The organism is Photobacterium sanguinicancri (genome assembly GCF_024346675.1).
Taxonomy (GTDB): Bacteria; Pseudomonadota; Gammaproteobacteria; order Enterobacterales; family Vibrionaceae; genus Photobacterium; species Photobacterium sanguinicancri.
Map to the genome: position 1 here is coordinate 1,782,614 of NZ_AP024851.1, position 16,631 is coordinate 1,799,244.

Below are 16,631 nucleotides of genomic sequence, written 5' to 3' on the forward strand. Positions count from 1 at the left end.
ATGTTGCCTAAGTTCCCTAATACTCTCAGTTCTCGACTTGTTGCAGCATTTACTTGTATTTTGCTCATGGTATTTTTTATCAGCTTAGTGGCGTTCACTACGTGGAATATGCTCGATGACAAAGTAAACACGATGCTTGATAATAATATGCCATCATTAAAGGTCAGCTACCAATTAGAGCGAAGTAGTACTCAATTACAAGCTTATTTAAATGAAGTTCATACCACAAGAAATATCATTAGACTCAATCAAATTGATGCACATTTGCAAAAAAGCCTAGACGATATTAATCGTTTTACCATTAAATTAACAAACTCAAAAGCCATTAAAAAATTAAGGGATGAATATCAACAACTCGGTGTGGATATTCAGTTATTTGTACCTTTATTATCAAATAAAGTGAAGTTGAAACAAGAGCTAGATAAGATTTCTGAGAGTATGTTATGGCTTCATCAGGATATTGTTGATGAAGTGAACCCTTTAAGACAAGAAATAGAATGGCAAATTACCAGTGAGAGAATGCGATTAAGCCCTGAAAAGAAATCAAAATTGTATGATGACTTTACAACATTACAAATGATGACCCTCAAGGAGAACGAACTAGTCTCATTAGTGAATGAGGTTGTCAGACAATATAAACAGCGTAATTTGGAAAGTGCATTTCATTTTATTAGTTATAAAACGGATGAAATTAAAAGGCTGAGTGAAAGGCTTGAGCATAACGCGGCGAGTATTACATATAGGCAGTTACTACTTGAGTTCTTTGCACTCGTTAAACCAAATGGGAAATTGCACAATAACCTTAAAGCGCTAAAGTCACTTTCTGAGCAATCTAATCAGCAAAGAGAAACCATCCAATCTCGTTTAGAAAATCAACAAAAGCAGATAAAGAGCTTGGTAAGTAAGACCAGTGTTGAGTTGGCTGGGATCAAGCTAAGTACCAGAAATATTATTGAAGCTGGCAATGTGCTTCTTATCATGGTGTTAGTATCTTCCATTCTTATCAGTGCATTAATTTACTTTTATTTTGTACGTAAACGTATCGTACAACGGCTATATGATTTGAGCGTTAATTTAAATTCAGTTTCGGCTGGTGAGACAAAGCAATTGATTCCTGTAACAGGAAGAGATGAGATTGGTTTATTGGGGCGTACTTTAAGTGAGTTTTGTTTACAACTTCAAGAGATCGAAAATACCAATGCGTTAAATCTTATCAATAACACGCAAGCCAGCCTTGTGACTTGCACCACGGATGGCGTGATTGAGTCGATGAATTTTAGTGCTCGCAACTTATTTAAGCTCTGCAATAAGTCTTTTGATAAGGACTATATTTGGGGATTATTTAATCCTCGTTACCATTATCAACTCAGGTCGATTTTTTCACCTGAAAGTCTCTTATTGGTCAATGGTGCGTACACAATTACGCTGGAAATAGAAAGTGAAGATGAACTGGTTCAATATTTTAGATTGGACTTACGTGTATATTATCAAAATACGGCACCCAAGATCATCATTACGTTAACGGATATTACAGAGCAAGAGAATGTAGCACGCTGGCTTGAACAAAAAGTAGAAGAGAAAACCCAATCGTTAACACAAGCCAACGCTGAATTGCATTGCCAGATAGAAGAGAGAAAGCGTGCTGAAACAAGCCTTGTTGCGACGCAAGAAGAACTGATTCAAGCGGCTAAAATGGCCGTTGTCGGGCAAGCCATGACAACCCTTGCGCATGAACTGAATCAGCCCCTATCAGCGCTTTCTACGTACATCTATACCGTGCAGATGACATATAACCAAAATGATTACCCAGATATCTACGACACCATGGATAAAATGGATGAGATCAGTGATCGCATGGAGCAGATTATTACTAATTTGCGTGGTTTTTCGAAGAAGACATCATTCACGAACCCTGCGGTTGAGGTCAACCTTTACCAAGCCGCTAATAATGCAATCGGCATCGCGGATTCAAGAGCGAAGCAGCACAACATTATATTGAACAATCAACTTGATGAGGATTGCTGCTGTATTGGTGATCTTATTCAGATTGAGCAAGTTATTGTTAATTTACTCATTAATAGTTGTGATGCTTTAGCGCCTATTGCCGAAGATCAAGGTGTCGTGACACTAAGCAAATTAAAGTGTGGCCAAGATTCATTAATTTTGGCTTGTAGTGATAATGGCCCTGGTTTTGATCACACCATTATTAATCAAATTTTTACCCCGTTTACGACAACAAAGGAAGTGGGGTTAGGCCTTGGTTTAAATATTTGCCATTCGATAATGGACCGTTTAAATGGCTCGATTCAACTCGCATCAACGTTAGATGGTGGTGCAATGATAGTTTTGGAGTTCCCGATACAATGATTTTAGGTGATGATGTTCAAGTTGTGCTTATCGACGATGATCAACATGTTTTAGACTCTAGCCAACATCTATTACAGCTCGCAGGGTACAAAACAAAAGCGTTTTTAGATCCCCATAAAGCGCTACAGCAAATTCACTCTAACTGGTCGGGTGTAGTACTGACAGACATTTATATGCCGACCATGAGTGGCATGGACCTTATTGATAAGGTGAAAGAAATTAGTCCACACTTGCCGATCATTACCATCACAGGTCATGGTGATATCGAAATGGCCGTAGAAGCCATTCAAAAAGGGGCATGTGATTATCTCGAAAAACCGCTGAAGCCGAAAAAGCTGTTAAGTTTACTCGAAAAAGTCATCAGCGAGCGGTCAAAAGTGGTAGAGCAATGGCATCTAATTGAGCGAGATTTACCTAAGAAACTTCTGGGTAAAAGTGTCGAAATTATTGAGATACACGAACGTATTAAATTACTGGCAACAGCAGATAAAGATGTCTTAATTGTTGGTGAAAACGGTGTTGGCCGTTATACCTCTGCGACCTTATTGCACGAGCTAAGTCCAAGAAACCATGCGGCCCTTATTTTTAAGGCAGGGGAGAGCTTGACGACTATCTCGGACTTGGAAGACATCATTCAGGCGGCAGAAAATGGCACGGTGATCCTTAATGAGCCAAGTAAAATGGCCGAAGATGTCCAGTGTTATATGAGCCGTTACCTGCTTGAACAAGAAAGAACGGGAAAACATACCGTCAAGTTCATCACTATTTTTAGTCAGCCGCCTGAGTTAGCTTTGCAAGCACATGCGCTCATGCCAGAGCTGTATTACTTGCTCAATAACGCCAGATTTTCAATTCCACCTCTGAACAAGAGAAAGGAAGATATCAAAATTCTCTTTAAACACTTTTTGAAAAATAGCTGCCTGTTACTTAGTAAAGAGATCCCCAAAGTTGATAGCTCGTATTTAAATGTATTAAACGACCATTGTTGGCCGGGAAATGTCCGAGAACTGAAGAGCGTGGCAGAGCTATATGCCATTGGGATTGTGAAGCTATCAACGGCTGAGCGAGTCTATCCTGTTGAGCAAATGGATGGTGCGCTTGATGAGTTAGTGGAGAAGTATGAAAGGCAGCTGATTGAAGATGCCTTGTATCTGTTTTCTGGCCAAATCAATGAAGTGTCTAATTACCTTAAGATCCAACGTAAGAAATTGTATTTGCGCATGAAAAAGTATGAGCTGGATAAAGCGAATTACAAAAGAAACTAAGATACTCATGTAAAGAAAATAGAGAGTAAAGCGACTCTCTACTTTCTTTAGGCTTAGGACTCAAACGTCTTGTAATCGCCCTTTGAATAGCTCCACCAAGAGCTTGGTGCGTTTAGGTCAGTGTTCACGCTTGGGATAAAGAATATACAAAGGCAATATCGGGTCTGTTTGCCATTGTGGCAGAAGCCGCCACGCGTAATATTCCTGCGATTTTCTGAGCAAGTCGCTTTGTTTGATGATGTGATGTGATGTGATGTGATGTGATGTGATAAAGATAAAGGGCATCCTCTTTTTTCAAAAAAATGTGCATCCTTTTGGTTTCTGATACGTGTTAATAGCAAAGCAGCAATTAGGACGTACAAACATGTTGGACATCTTCACTCAGTTAGCGGATTGGCTGACCTTCACCGTGTTCAAGCTCTCACCTGATACCTCTGTCGGGATTGGGTTTCATTTCTTCATCGAAGACACCAGTAAGATCTTGGTATTACTGGTGTCTCTTATTTATGTTATTTCCTTTATTCGTGCCAGCTTGAGTGTTGAGAAGGTGCGCGACTACCTCCAAGGTAAGCATAAAGGGGTCGGGTACTTTCTTGGTTCTACCTTTGGGGCAATCACCCCATTTTGTTCTTGTAGTTCTATTCCACTGTTTATGGGTTTTGTATCAGCTCAAATTCCTATTGGTGTGACGATAGCATTCTTGATCACTTCCCCCTTGGTGAATGAAGTGGTTGTCATCATGCTAGGCAGTTTGTTAGGCATCAAGTTCACCGTGATGTACGTCGCGATAGGGATGTTATTGGGCATGATTGGCGGTGTTATTTTAGATAAATGCCAAGCACATCGCTGGTTACAACCTTTCCTTGCCAAAGCCTATCAACAAGTCGGGCAGGCGCAATCACAACAGCAAACTCAAGAGCCGACACATCAAAGGATGACCATGAAGGATCGCCATGCCATTGCTGCTGGCGAAACAAAGACGATTTTTGGGCGGGTGTGGAAGTGGGTGATCGTCGGGGTTGGGTTAGGTGCTTTCATCCACGGCTTTGTGCCTGCTGAATGGTTCGAGCAAAACCTTGCCAGCGGACAATGGTGGACAGTGCCTGTTGCAACCCTGAGCGCCATTCCTATTTATGCTAATGCATCGGGTGTAGTGCCTATTATGGGATCGCTACTAGATAAAGGCATGCCAATAGGGACCACTCTGGCATTTTGCATGGGAGCTGTCGCGGTTAGCTTGCCGGAATTTATCATGCTGAAACAAGTGATGCGTTATCGCTTGTTAGCAGCAATCGCAGGGTATTTATTGATAGCCATTTCAATTACAGGTTGGCTCTTTAATTATTACTACTGATGTTTAATCATAAGGAATACACAATGAAAACAATTCAAGTTTATGGCTCTGGTTGTAAAAACTGTACGGTTACCGCCGAGCGCATTCGTGCCGCAGCCACTAAGCTGGGTATCGATATTCAGCTGGAAAAGGTGACCAGCTTAGAAGCCATTATGATGGCGGGCGTGATGAGCACCCCAGGTGTCGGTATTGATGGGGTGGTAAAACATACTGGTTCTGTGCCATCTCTTGAGCAAGTGCACGAATTGTTGACTGAGAATGTTGTAGCCTAATACTTGTTACCGTGAACGAGAATATTCTTATTTTACGAATGATTCAGAATAATGAAGTCGCTTTGTCCAACACCGCCTTCGGTGAGGGAGTTGCGGCTTTTGTGTTTTCTTTTGGGGGTCTTCTGGTATGGGAATGGCGATGAAGTGTCTGATGAAAGCGTGGGGCGAAGCTGAGCCACAGCTTTATAGTTGGCTGCTAAAACAGACGCAAAGTCAGCATGAAACGGAAGACATCATGCAAGACGTATTTCTTAAGGGGATGCGAAACCGCCAGCGTTTTTGTAGCTTACAAGATGGTAAGTCGTGGCTGTTTAAAGTGACTAAAAACCATTTTATCGACAATGTTCGTCGTAAAGTTTATGCGGTCGAAATTGATGAACTGAAAGCAAATACCACTATCCCACCTGTGATGACACAACTGCAAACCTGCTTACCACGTATTTTGCCATTACTGACTGAAGAAGAACGCAATATCATTGAACAGTGCGATCTCAGTGGGATGACGCAAGTTGAATTCGCCAAATGTCATCAACTCAGTTTGGCGGCAACCAAAGCTCGCCTGCGTCGCGCACGGTTAGCCCTCAAAACTAAGCTGATCACTGAATGCAAAGTGACACAAGATCAAACTGGCGTGTGTTGTTTTAAAAGGTTGCGTGTTTTACCTGCTGACGACGAAAGTACGGCTTAAACTAGACAAAAATTGATTCTTTACTTTGTTTTTCTGTGCACAGAATACCTCGATAAAGCTGCGCTACATCATTACCTATCACATGAATTTTGATAGCTTAGTGTGTGACCTAAGGTGAATGCAGCTAAGGATAGAGGGTGAAAGACGTCGTATTAGTATTTGGGGGCTTGGGGCATCCCAAGTCATCCGTTGTTGCGCTGTACCATGATTTACTACAAGCATTAAGCACACAGTATGCCCTTGTTGCCATAGATCCTGCTGCGTCAGACTTGGCCGCACATTCTCAGTTTGATTTTCCTTATGTTGCTCGCTATTCAAGCCTTGAAGAATATTTGACTCATTATTCCAAGCGTTTAGATACAACGAATAAGAATGTGGCACGGATTGCTGCCGCATTGATCCTGACGCCAGTGGGCAGTCATCTCTCGATCATCAAGCATCTGAGTGCTTCCGTGAATGTTGATCAGCTTTTATTTGTGGTTGAGAAACCGTCTTTTGCACTCTCTGAGGTAGATGAAGGCTTCAGCCAAGTGATCCCCGAGCTTAAGCACCGTGGGGCGCGTTTTTACTTTATTGACACGGCATTGGTTTCACCCTCGGTGCAAGCCTTGTTTACTCCTGACCCGTTTGCTCAAGATTTGTCCGTTCACGATAATTTATCGGATCAAATGCTTTCCCTTGATCAACTTGGAATGCCAGAAAAGATTGTTGCCATTGCCAGCGATAATCCGACTGAGAGCATTGAAGTGTTGAAGTCATACCGCTTTGCTAATCGTGTCGAGTTACTTAACGCCAGACAATTACTGTGCCCGCTCAAAAGTGGTGGTGCTGGTTTTGGTTTTGATATGGGGATCCATGCCATTGCAGGGTTAGTACGTTATCTTCAGCTTGCTGGCATGAGTGATGCGGACATTAACTTTGATTTTGTCCGAGCTGAATCGCTTGAATACTCGAAGTTGGTGCGTTCGCAAGGGGCTGAAACACACTTGTACGCGACTGGCACAATAACGTGGCTGCCTCTTCAACCTGTCGACAAGCAGTACCTCAAAAGCCAACCTCATTCAGTTCAATGTTGTCGTTTGAGCCTTGAGGCTGGTAAAGCGGGAGATATTTGGGACAGACGCTTGGAGCTGCATTTTAGAGATACTGTGATTGCGATTGGCTTCGGTACGTTAGTGCACCCACCTTATTTATGGCGCAAGGATAAAAACGGTACAAAACTTCGCACCTTTGATGTGCGAGGCGCTGGTTATAAAATGCACTTTAATGACATTTTGTTTGCCCTTGGTGTTGATTGTTCGCCCATTCTGACATGCGAAGACAGTGAAACATTAATGTCCAAATCGATGAATCTATTAAGCGGGCTGTTTGTTTCTCTGGGTGATACTCAGATAGAAAAAGAGCGCAATATCTTTAAAACAAAACAACATGTGTATCAACATATTGATGAAGTGTGTTCATCTGCATCACGTCATCAGCCCTCTTTCTTGACGGCTAAACAAATCACGATTCGTGACGCGTTAACCCTCATGCTGAATGACCTCGCTTTAAAGGCTGTGATGACGTGATGTAAAACTCAGCCAAACAAGAGATGCGTCTACGGCGAACACCAATGAGTACACCATTATCGATATCGGTGCGCAGGGGAATTGTCAGCCCGAGCATAAGAAGCCGATTAACCTAACCACAGAACGTTGAGTTGAGAAGCTCCTAAAAAAATCCCCCGATGAGGTCGAGGGATTTGATTCACACCGTCTGTGTTATAAAGCTTTAACCTTATTCGCTGTAAGTCAGTGAGTTAACCGCTAGCGGACTCTTCTTTGGTTTAGCCAGGTTCAGCTCGGCTAATTTAGTGCGTCCATCATCGCTAATGCCACCGTCATAGACTTTTGAGCCATCAGGGTTGGTCATTGAGGTTTCACCCACGTTCCAAGTGGTAAAGAAATCACTTAGATCGTAGCCAGACACAAAAGAGCTACATACCATCATCAAGTCACCACCAGATAAGCCAGTATCTTGTGGACTACAGTAGTTTGTGCCGTTACGGCCTTGCAGCGTATCGCCTTGTACGTCGCCACGGGCTTTACGGTGCATTAGCTTGATCATATTCCAGCCTGCATCTTTGCCGTAAATCGCGGGTTTGTGATCGTCGCTTGCGTACCAGTTATCTAGCGAGAAGTGATTTTTCGCCCAAATCTTAAGCTGCCCGAACATGACCAAACGCATGCCAGCATCACCATTGGCCCAAGCGTGATCACCGTTAGCATTTAGCCACATTGGCGCTTTTTGAATATCGGTAGCAATACGATCCATTTGCGGATTGTCATTACGGCCTTCAAGCTCTTGCATGTACAACGCCAGCAAGTTGTTGGTCACTTCTGTGCTGCCTTGCGCCGAGAACGGTGCAGACGCTAGGTTGTGACCCACTTCGTGCCAAATCAACCAATCGTTCAATGCATTGGTTGGTATGCTGGTTTTGTTCGCATTAAAGCTACTGTTCATCACTGGGTAGCCAGAGTGCGCAGCCCCAATTGAGATCTGAACATCATTAACGAAGCGATGGCGGAATCCGTCAAGTGTGGAGTAAGTGAATCGACGGTGTTGACCATCGGCAACAACTTCATCACGGCCATAGAAATCACTCGCCGCGTCTGCGAAACGGTTCATGTCAGTAGCGAACTTATTAAGGTCAGCTGAGTTACTGTTTCGTACGTTATTGATTGGCGTAGTGTAAATGAATGAACCTGTATCCAGCTCTGCAATTGGTGCAGCGGCTGAACTTGGATCGTTTACCCAATTGCCATCTTTCCACCAAGCTGCTGTTTCAACATTACTAAAGTTGAAGGTTTGCTCACCGCGATCTTTTTCCTTCGGTTGAATATAGATCAAACCACCATAAGGGGCTTTAAAGCTCAGGCTTGCACCGTCGTAATGGTAGCTAGTTTGCATGCGTGGTGGACGCTTCAAGCTCACTTCATGGTTAGGTTTACCTGTTAGGTCATCTGCCATCATCACAGTGATCCTTGCTTCAACCCCACCGCTAACTGTTACTTCTTGTAACTGAGGCGCCCATAAACCTGTCGATTGATTATTACCCGCAGAGTAGGAAACAGCCTTGCCATTGGTTTGGATTGTTGCTGTACCACTAGAGCCTGCACCAGCCGTACGGCCTGGATACATGGTGGTGTCTACCGTGATCTCGTGATCCCAGTAAGAGCGGCCAAGCATGATACGTGTTAGTGGTTTTTCCATGTAGTTTAGCGGGTAGCTTGGGTTTAGCTGGCCACTAAGTTCACCGTCACCATGGATCATCCCGTTAGCCACGAGTGATGTTTTTAGATCAACAGGGCAATTGGCTTCACCAGCGTTAACTTGATGCTGACCGTCGGTATAACAGTTCAAGAACTGCACCGCTTGTTTGAAGCCAAGCTCGTCTTGTACGCCAGTTTGGTAGCGGTACGGGTTGTCGTTCCACATCCACACCGAAAGGTTATCGTAAGTTTGGTTTAATTCCGCTTTAGATAGGCGAATACCTTGCGTACCTTTGCTGCGGTAGTAGATTTCATGGTTGTACAGCGCAGTGAAGTTAGATCCTAAGTTCGCGGCTTTCACCATGCTTTCAATCACATCTTTGCTGACAGGGTAACGATCAAAGTCAGCACGGTAGTAACTACCACGGACGGTAACGCCATCACCTGCACGCGTTTCAATACAGTTGAATTCATACTCGTATTTATTAGTACAAACCGGTGTACCTTCGAATGCTTTTTGTAGTTCTGCGATAGCGGCTTCACGCTGCTCTGCTGTGTCCACAAAAATACGCGCCTGTTTGGTGACCATTACTGGCGCCCCATTTGCGTCAAGCTCTGGTGTACCGTCGGCATTGAGTTTTGGCATCTCGTAAGTTGGGATTTCAAACTTGATCTTGGTTTCGTCTTTAATCCATTCAACCGTACCATCTTGGTGAACTGTAAATGGCTGCTCACCTTGGTTGTCTTGGAAGCGCTCCAGTACCACCATGTCTTTTTGGCTCTTCACATGCAGGTTTGGATACGGCGCCTGACAGTAGTAAGAACTGCCACAGAATGCTTGGTTGGTTGGCGTAACGTTTTGACCACCCAAAGAGACCCCCGCGGCATCAGCCAAACGACCAATAGGCTCAGGGTTGGTGGCTTGAATAGCGTCCATAAACAACACATTACCGCCGTCATTGATGTATTTGATCAGCGCTGTGATGTCGTCTTGGCTTAGATTCGGGTTTTCCAAATCAGCAACAAAGAGGTTAGTCATCCCATCTTGAATTAGCCTTGGCGGGTATGCCTGAAGGAGTAAGATAGGTGTTTCCGTCGCAGAGAGGCCACTAAAGCCACCTTTAGAGAGTTTTTCTACTGCACTAAAACCGTATTTTGGGCTAACAAAGAAGTCGTATTGTCTGCCTAGTGTCGAGTGGTGGTATGCCGCGTAAGCGGAATCAATGTTAGTTGCAACCTTGATGCCTGTTGTTGGCGTACCGTTATTAAACCACTGGAACAGATTCGCGAAGAAACGCTTCATGTTGCCGTGATCATCATGCAACGGGTTTTCAACCGTATTCACGGTACAGGTTTGGTTTGTACTATCAATGTGTAATGCGCGGTTAGCCCAATAATTGTCAGGACATGACAATATGCTTGGGTACATGCCGTTCCCCATAAATACAACTTTACCCGTACCTATGCTACCAGCGGTAACAAACGGGAATCCGTAAGTGGCATTGTCTTTAGACACTAATGGGATAGGTTGCATCTGAATACCCGGGTATTCCGCAATGTAAGGCTTGCCTTCACGAGTCCAAGCTTGTTGCTTACCGAATGGGATTTCGTGGTTTTTATCTGTACGAGGCATCATGATAGGGAAAGCTTCGTTCGAGATATTCAGCGCACGCATACCACGGGTATAGCCCGATGCACCGTAGAAGCTGCCGTTATCGTTAAAGACATGGAAGCTATCAACACCCGTGAAGATCTTAGTCAGCGATTCGGTGACGTATTTACCGCTGTTATCAACCGAAAGTGTGTTAGGTAAGCTGATCGCGCGGTAAGAGATAGGATTTTGATTTAGCTCACCATCAATGATCGCCGTTAGCCCTTCGCTAAACTGTGCTTCAAACTCATTCGGCACTTCATAGTTCGAATCACCAAGTTTGCCACCGCTAGGTAGCGCAAGATTAATCAGCTCATTGATGACATTTGGATACTGGGCAAATGTTTCATGAATTTCTGGTGTGATCGTAAATGCATTGCCAGTACTTGCAGCATAACGTTCAATCAGTGCTTGAATATTAGCTTTGGTCACCGCATTGTCTGTGACATCTGTCAGTTTGTAATCAACTTGATTGCCTAATACTTTACCAAACTCAAAGGTGTCGATACCAAAGGTAATGGTGTCGCCCCACAGATATTCAAATTCGCCGTTTTCGTCCGTCACCCCTGTTGAATGCGCAGAGAAGAAGCTCACGCCAGCAATCGGCTTACTATTCTTGCCACTATTATCAGTTAGCTTGCTGCGAGTAAGTACTTGTGCGTCGGCGCTCGGTTTATAGGTGTAGCTTGCTTCGGCATTCGCTGACACGAAATTTGAATTAAGATCGTTATTGGCAGATGGGTCAACCGCAGGCACTACCGTGTCGTCCACGTGTGAGCTTGGCGCTTTACCAACTTCGTCAGTGGCTTTTTCTTCAAGAGACTCAAAGTAAGCTTCTACCACTTCTTCATTATCAACTTGGTGGTAGACATCTTCGATACCAAAAGAATCTATTTCGTTAAGGCAGATAGCATCGTCTGCTTCACAGCTATCGATAGATTGAAGGACTCTGGAGGCGTTATCACCATGTTGGGTTTTTAGCTCAAACGAGGCTTCAACCGTATTGTTTGCAGCCGCGGCCAGTGCTTTACTTTGTGATGATGGTGGGAATGGTGCAATAAAATCACCTAGCGTCACAGAACCTAGGCTACAGCTAAACGGTGTACCTTGGGACACTTCAAAGCTGCCATTGGTCAGGCGAACGCCATTACAATCGACGTCACCTTTAATCATTTTGCCAGATGCTAACAGTGAACCCACGTAGGTCGTTGTTGGAATAATCTCTGTCGGTGGGATGGTTTCTATTGGTGGCAGAATGTCAGTCGGCGGAACCGTTTCTGTTGGCGGTTTAATATCATCAGGAACAATTGTATTTCCTGTTACAGTGTCATCATTACAGCCTGTAAGAAAAGTGGAGGCTATAGCGATCGCGAGTAAACTTTTATTTATTGAGCTAAGGCTGATCATAAATAGGTTCTTAAAAGAAAATGATTAAATTAGGCAAAGCTTCATTTATGATTTAATAGCATCGCTGAAAAAAGTATCCAATCACGTATGAAACTAGTAACAATTATCCCTATAAAGCGGTGTTTAATGCAAATACTGAATGGTTACTAATGAACTAATCATGAATAATATGATTAGTTTTCTAAACAAATCACGTTATTGGCTCGATTGTTGTTGGTGAACCAATATCTCACTTTATATTATCATCCTTTATGGATTTACAATTGGAAATATAATTCATACAGTTTGTAAATAATTAATTTGTGTTATTTAAAAATAATCATTAATTAGTCAGCGTGGTTAAAATATTCATTTCATGCGTATTTGTTTGAGTTCAAATAAATGCCAAGTTTTAAATGGTCATTATTGAATCAGTTTATAAATTCCATGTTTGAAAAGTTCGCGTTTATATTGAATCTTTCTGGTTTTTTTAGGCATAAATTGTGAGGAAATAGTAAAAGCGGGCATAGATAAAAGGTCAGCCGTTGTTGAGCTGACCCTTTTAGCGATGAGAGGTGAGATGAATAGGTGCTAGTTGCCTCAACGCATTACTACAACACCTGATAGCAATTTAAATTACCATTAAACTGCATGCCTGCTTTTACGGGATTCTTACCATCGAACACACGGCTAAAGAAGTGCTTTATGGTTGGGTTTTCTAATGCGGGTTTGTGCCATAAGCGATGGCTATCATTTGCGCCCGCTGCTTCTGTGAAATTGTAATAGGTTGCATACTTGGCATTCATATTGGCTGCGGTATTACCAATGCGATCAGGGTTGATGCAATCCGAGAAATCCAGTACATCGTCGGTTTCATTCACTGTTACTATCACTCGGCAGCTTTGCCCCAGAGTATCTAGCCATGCGGCATGTTCTGGATTATCGGCATCGGCCTGATGCAATAGAATATTTTTAAACACGGCTGCTTGGTGATCATAATCTGGTACTTGCACCACAGATTGCATTAGGTAATTGCCCAAGCTATGAATTGCCAAGGTTTTGATCTGGCCACAACCACCATTGGCGTCTACAAAACCATATAACTTATCGAATAAACGCTCTAACGCAATGGCCGAACGACGGGCATTTTTACGGGCGCGTTTGTATTCGGTCACCTTACGTAAAATAAAGTTCGGTCCAGGATTGGACGGCCAAGAAAAGGCGATTACATTCACGCCATATGCTTCTATTTCACGGCACTTTTTTAGGTTCTTCTCAATACTCTGATTAAATCCATGAATAAACAATACACACGGACTGTCGGCATTGGCGCACTTGTCAAAAACATGCTCTAACGGGGTTTGCACTTCATCGGCAATCGCCCCGTTGTGTACAATCGCGGCTTCATCCATCAGCGCCAGCGAGAAGTTGCCCGCATTGTCTTGCTGTGCTTTGGCAACACGCAATACTTCAGCGCCTTCGGCATTAAAATTATCGCCAAAGAGCAGCGGATCATCGGTGATATTTCGGTTTGAGACAAAATAAATCATGGTATTTTCCTTAACTATTCAGTGAGTAACATCTGAATCCATACATACCTGTTGGTCTGCTATTGCTAGCCTGAAACCACATGAATCTACACTAAGGAAATACGCTATACCTTATACCTGTCAATGCTCGAAATGCAGGGCTTGGAGGTACGTCATAAGGAAGAAATCAGGACTTTCCCAGAACTGTCAGGCTGTTGTGACCAACGCCTTTTCTGCTGACAGCATCATGAGAGTGAACGAAGCAGAAAATTGAATCGAATTAAGAATAGTAGATATTGCGCTATATGCAAGGTGTTGCTTTGGGGCGAAAGGCGTTTATGCCCCATTTCAAGCCAGAACCCTTTGCGCACACCATTAGACTACTTAATGGTTTGGGGTTAAAATGCATGTTCGCGGCTGCACATGAATTTCAGTCAAATTTAGAGAACGCACAATGATTGTAGAAAACGTGCTTCCTGAAAATTACGCAGAAATGCTTAATGTTTGGGAAAATTCAGTCCGAGCAACTCATGACTTCATAACAGAAGAAGATATTGAGTTTTTTAAACCAATTATCATCGAGCAGGCTTTTCCTGCTGTCACGTTAAGATGTGTGAAAAATAATGATGGTTCAATCTTAGGTTTCGTGGGGATTCATGATTCGAAGGTTGAAATGCTGTTCATCTTAAATGAGGCAAGAGGACAAGGTGTTGGTAAAGTGCTACTGCGATATGTGATTGAGCAGTTAGGTGCGACCAAAGTAGACGTAAACGAACAAAATCCACAGGCAGTAGGTTTCTACGAGCATATGGGTTTTAAAGTCGTTTCACGCTCGCCACTTGATGATATGGGAAAACCATTTCCAATTCTGCATATGAATCTTTAAAGCTCGGCTTGTCGTAACCAAGTTTGCTAGAAGAAACGCCCAAAGCTAATAACTTTGGGCGCTTCCGTATATGGAACTAGAAAAGGGGCAATTGGACCCTCTCTAATATCTACTTATATGTTTCATCTTTAAAATACCGAGTACACATTTCTTGTGCTTCTGCGTTCTTTTGCACGTCTTCGTGCTCTCTTAGCTCTAAGTAGAGTGCAATACACTGTTTAACTGCAAATGTTAGTTCTACCTTCGTTGGTTTTGTTACTGTTAATTCAAGCCTTTTACTGAATTCAGGCAAACGAGTTTCGATTTTCCGTACTCCTGAAGGAGTCAGATCAGCTTGTTTTAGTGCAAGCGGTGAAAGAACAACTGTGCGAATAAATGATAAAAACTCAAGTGCTTCGAAATACTCACCACGAGCAATTTTAGTGGCTGCATAATGTGCCCAAATCCAAAAACGGTCTTCAATCCATTGTGGATCTGGCTGGGGGTATTTAGATTCTGTGATTTTGAATGTGTCAGTGAGTAATGTACCTTGCTCCCAAAGTACTTTTGTATCATCAACACGAATTGCAGCATCAGGTAGTGATACAAATTTAAAATCTACATGGACGGCATCAGGGGCGTAGAGAGCAATGACTAATCGTGGCTCTCCAACGTGTTCACCAGTAAAGGCTGCGACCTTACCTTCAATAGTCTCGACAATTGTAAAGCGTTCGTCCATAACAGCATCAAAGTGCTCAGGCTTAACCGCAATAACCAAATCAAGATCGCTGTATTTATCTAGTGTGTCTGTAGCATATGAGCCACTTGCACCGATACCAACGATTCTTGAATCTTGCTGTAGTTTTTGAACGATCTTGTCTAAAAGCTGCTTGTGAGTTTCTGGGAGAGTTTTAGGGTATTTCATATTTTACCTTCGTATTTAACGTTTAGTTAAAACTACGCAGTTGGTAGTTAGTGCGGTAAAATCAACGCAGCATTGCAGTATCGTTTAAAATAAATTTTGATACAACAAAATTTGGTACAAAAAACGATCATGGTTTAAGTTACTTTTCTAATCTAACTATAGCGTTGCAGGAGAGCGCTTCTAACTCAGAAATGTCCATTTACCTTCTAAGCCACAAACCATCTTTTTAGTATTAGCAGAGCGATCAGCGCTACCTCACTTTGCGCTTCGGCCAAGATCATTTACTGCAATCCAGCTTTCAATGTTTATTGAGATAGTATTTTGCGAGAAAACGCGCATAATCTTGCTATACAACACTCAAAGAAGAAATTACCTATGACTGATTTTCAATATTACTTTCATCAACTACCTTGTTTTAATTGTAAAAAAACCACAGTAAGCACTGATCTTGGTTGGTTAACTGTGGCGATGAAAGATGATGTCTTAGCGCAAGTGGCTGCGATTATCGAGCAAGGCAACATTCAGCCAGATCTTTCGGTGAATGTGACTTGTACTAAAGACGAAGCACGTGACTACTTATTGCTGAACTTCTACGGCTACTCAGAAGAAGAACTAGCCGATCAAGTTGAAGCGGAAGAAGAGCAAGAAGTCGCGGATGAAATCGCAGGTCTACTGGCAGACGGTAGCGAGACTGCAGTTTTTGAACACGAAATTGCACTACAAAGCTGTACTGATTGCGGCATTGATTAAGAGCTAAACTAAGCGTAATCATTAAACGCCAACATGTGTATTTAAGGCGTTAGCAGACTAGAGTCTGCTAACGCCTTTTTCGTTTCTGCGCTTTTCTTCATCCGATGACTCTACATATCCAGCATGCATGTTGTTTTTCTAATCCGTACATTAATGGGGTCGATAACGTCCCACAAATGACTACGCTTAAGGGATGTGTCGGTGGGGGATGGGGGAAAATAAACCGCTATATTACACTGGCGCAATTTGCACATTTTCATTTCTTCAGTCCCTTACTATCTTCTATATCAACGGCAAGCAGAACTCGTTAAACAATGTAGAGGTACCT

The 16,631-nt window shown here is 42.9% G+C and carries 11 protein-coding genes; 8 read left to right on the forward strand and 3 right to left on the reverse strand.

The window, feature by feature from the left end:
* The 6 genes from OCU87_RS24745 to OCU87_RS24770 all read left to right on the forward strand — a co-directional run bounded on the left by OCU87_RS24745 (position 1) and on the right by OCU87_RS24770 (position 7,514).
* Positions 1-2,367 carry an ATP-binding protein gene (locus OCU87_RS24745; protein ID WP_261858855.1) on the forward strand — a complete coding sequence of 789 codons (2,367 nt, stop codon included), beginning with the start codon at positions 1-3 and terminating at the stop codon, positions 2,365-2,367.
* Positions 2,364-3,632: a sigma-54-dependent transcriptional regulator gene (locus OCU87_RS24750; RefSeq protein WP_261858856.1), complete on the forward strand. Its 1,269-nt coding sequence runs from the start codon at positions 2,364-2,366 to the stop codon at positions 3,630-3,632. The genes OCU87_RS24745 and OCU87_RS24750 overlap by 4 nt, the downstream gene beginning before the upstream one ends.
* A 364-nt stretch (positions 3,633-3,996) precedes the next feature.
* On the forward strand, positions 3,997-4,986 hold the full coding sequence (locus OCU87_RS24755; protein ID WP_261858857.1) for a permease: 990 nt from the start codon (positions 3,997-3,999) through the stop codon (positions 4,984-4,986).
* 23 nt (positions 4,987-5,009) lie between these two features.
* Positions 5,010-5,258 (forward strand): thioredoxin family protein, encoded by a 249-nt coding sequence (locus tag OCU87_RS24760; protein WP_062692025.1) that lies wholly within the window; start codon positions 5,010-5,012, stop codon positions 5,256-5,258.
* A 151-nt stretch (positions 5,259-5,409) separates the two neighbouring features.
* Positions 5,410-5,946: an RNA polymerase sigma factor gene (locus OCU87_RS24765; protein WP_315972505.1), complete on the forward strand. Its 537-nt coding sequence runs from the start codon at positions 5,410-5,412 to the stop codon at positions 5,944-5,946.
* A 137-nt stretch (positions 5,947-6,083) separates the two neighbouring features.
* Positions 6,084-7,514: a hypothetical protein gene (locus OCU87_RS24770; RefSeq protein WP_261858859.1), complete on the forward strand. Its 1,431-nt coding sequence runs from the start codon at positions 6,084-6,086 to the stop codon at positions 7,512-7,514.
* 208 nt (positions 7,515-7,722) lie between these two features.
* Here OCU87_RS24770 and OCU87_RS24775 read toward each other — a convergent pair whose 3' ends face one another.
* A complete protein-coding gene (locus OCU87_RS24775; RefSeq protein WP_390961513.1) occupies positions 7,723-12,237 on the reverse strand; it encodes an SslE/AcfD family lipoprotein zinc metalloprotease in 4,515 nt (1,504 codons plus the stop codon).
* Between the two features lie 608 nt (positions 12,238-12,845).
* The gene (locus OCU87_RS24780; protein ID WP_261858861.1) at positions 12,846-13,784 is read right to left on the reverse strand and encodes an alpha/beta hydrolase; all 939 of its coding nucleotides are present in this window, start codon (positions 13,782-13,784) and stop codon (positions 12,846-12,848) included.
* 433 nt (positions 13,785-14,217) lie between these two features.
* Here OCU87_RS24780 and OCU87_RS24785 point away from each other — a divergent pair, with 433 nt between their 5' ends.
* Positions 14,218-14,649 carry a GNAT family N-acetyltransferase gene (locus OCU87_RS24785; protein ID WP_261858862.1) on the forward strand — a complete coding sequence of 144 codons (432 nt, stop codon included), beginning with the start codon at positions 14,218-14,220 and terminating at the stop codon, positions 14,647-14,649.
* Positions 14,650-14,758: 109 nt separating this feature from the next.
* Here OCU87_RS24785 and OCU87_RS24790 read toward each other — a convergent pair whose 3' ends face one another.
* Positions 14,759-15,553, reverse strand: coding sequence for a nucleotidyltransferase domain-containing protein (locus OCU87_RS24790; protein ID WP_261858863.1), 795 nt, complete (start codon positions 15,551-15,553; stop codon positions 14,759-14,761).
* A gap of 375 nt (positions 15,554-15,928) precedes the next feature.
* Between OCU87_RS24790 and OCU87_RS24795 the strand changes: the two genes are divergently transcribed.
* Positions 15,929-16,303 (forward strand): hypothetical protein, encoded by a 375-nt coding sequence (locus OCU87_RS24795; RefSeq protein ID WP_261858864.1) that lies wholly within the window; start codon positions 15,929-15,931, stop codon positions 16,301-16,303.
* Positions 16,304-16,631 lie beyond the last annotated feature (328 nt).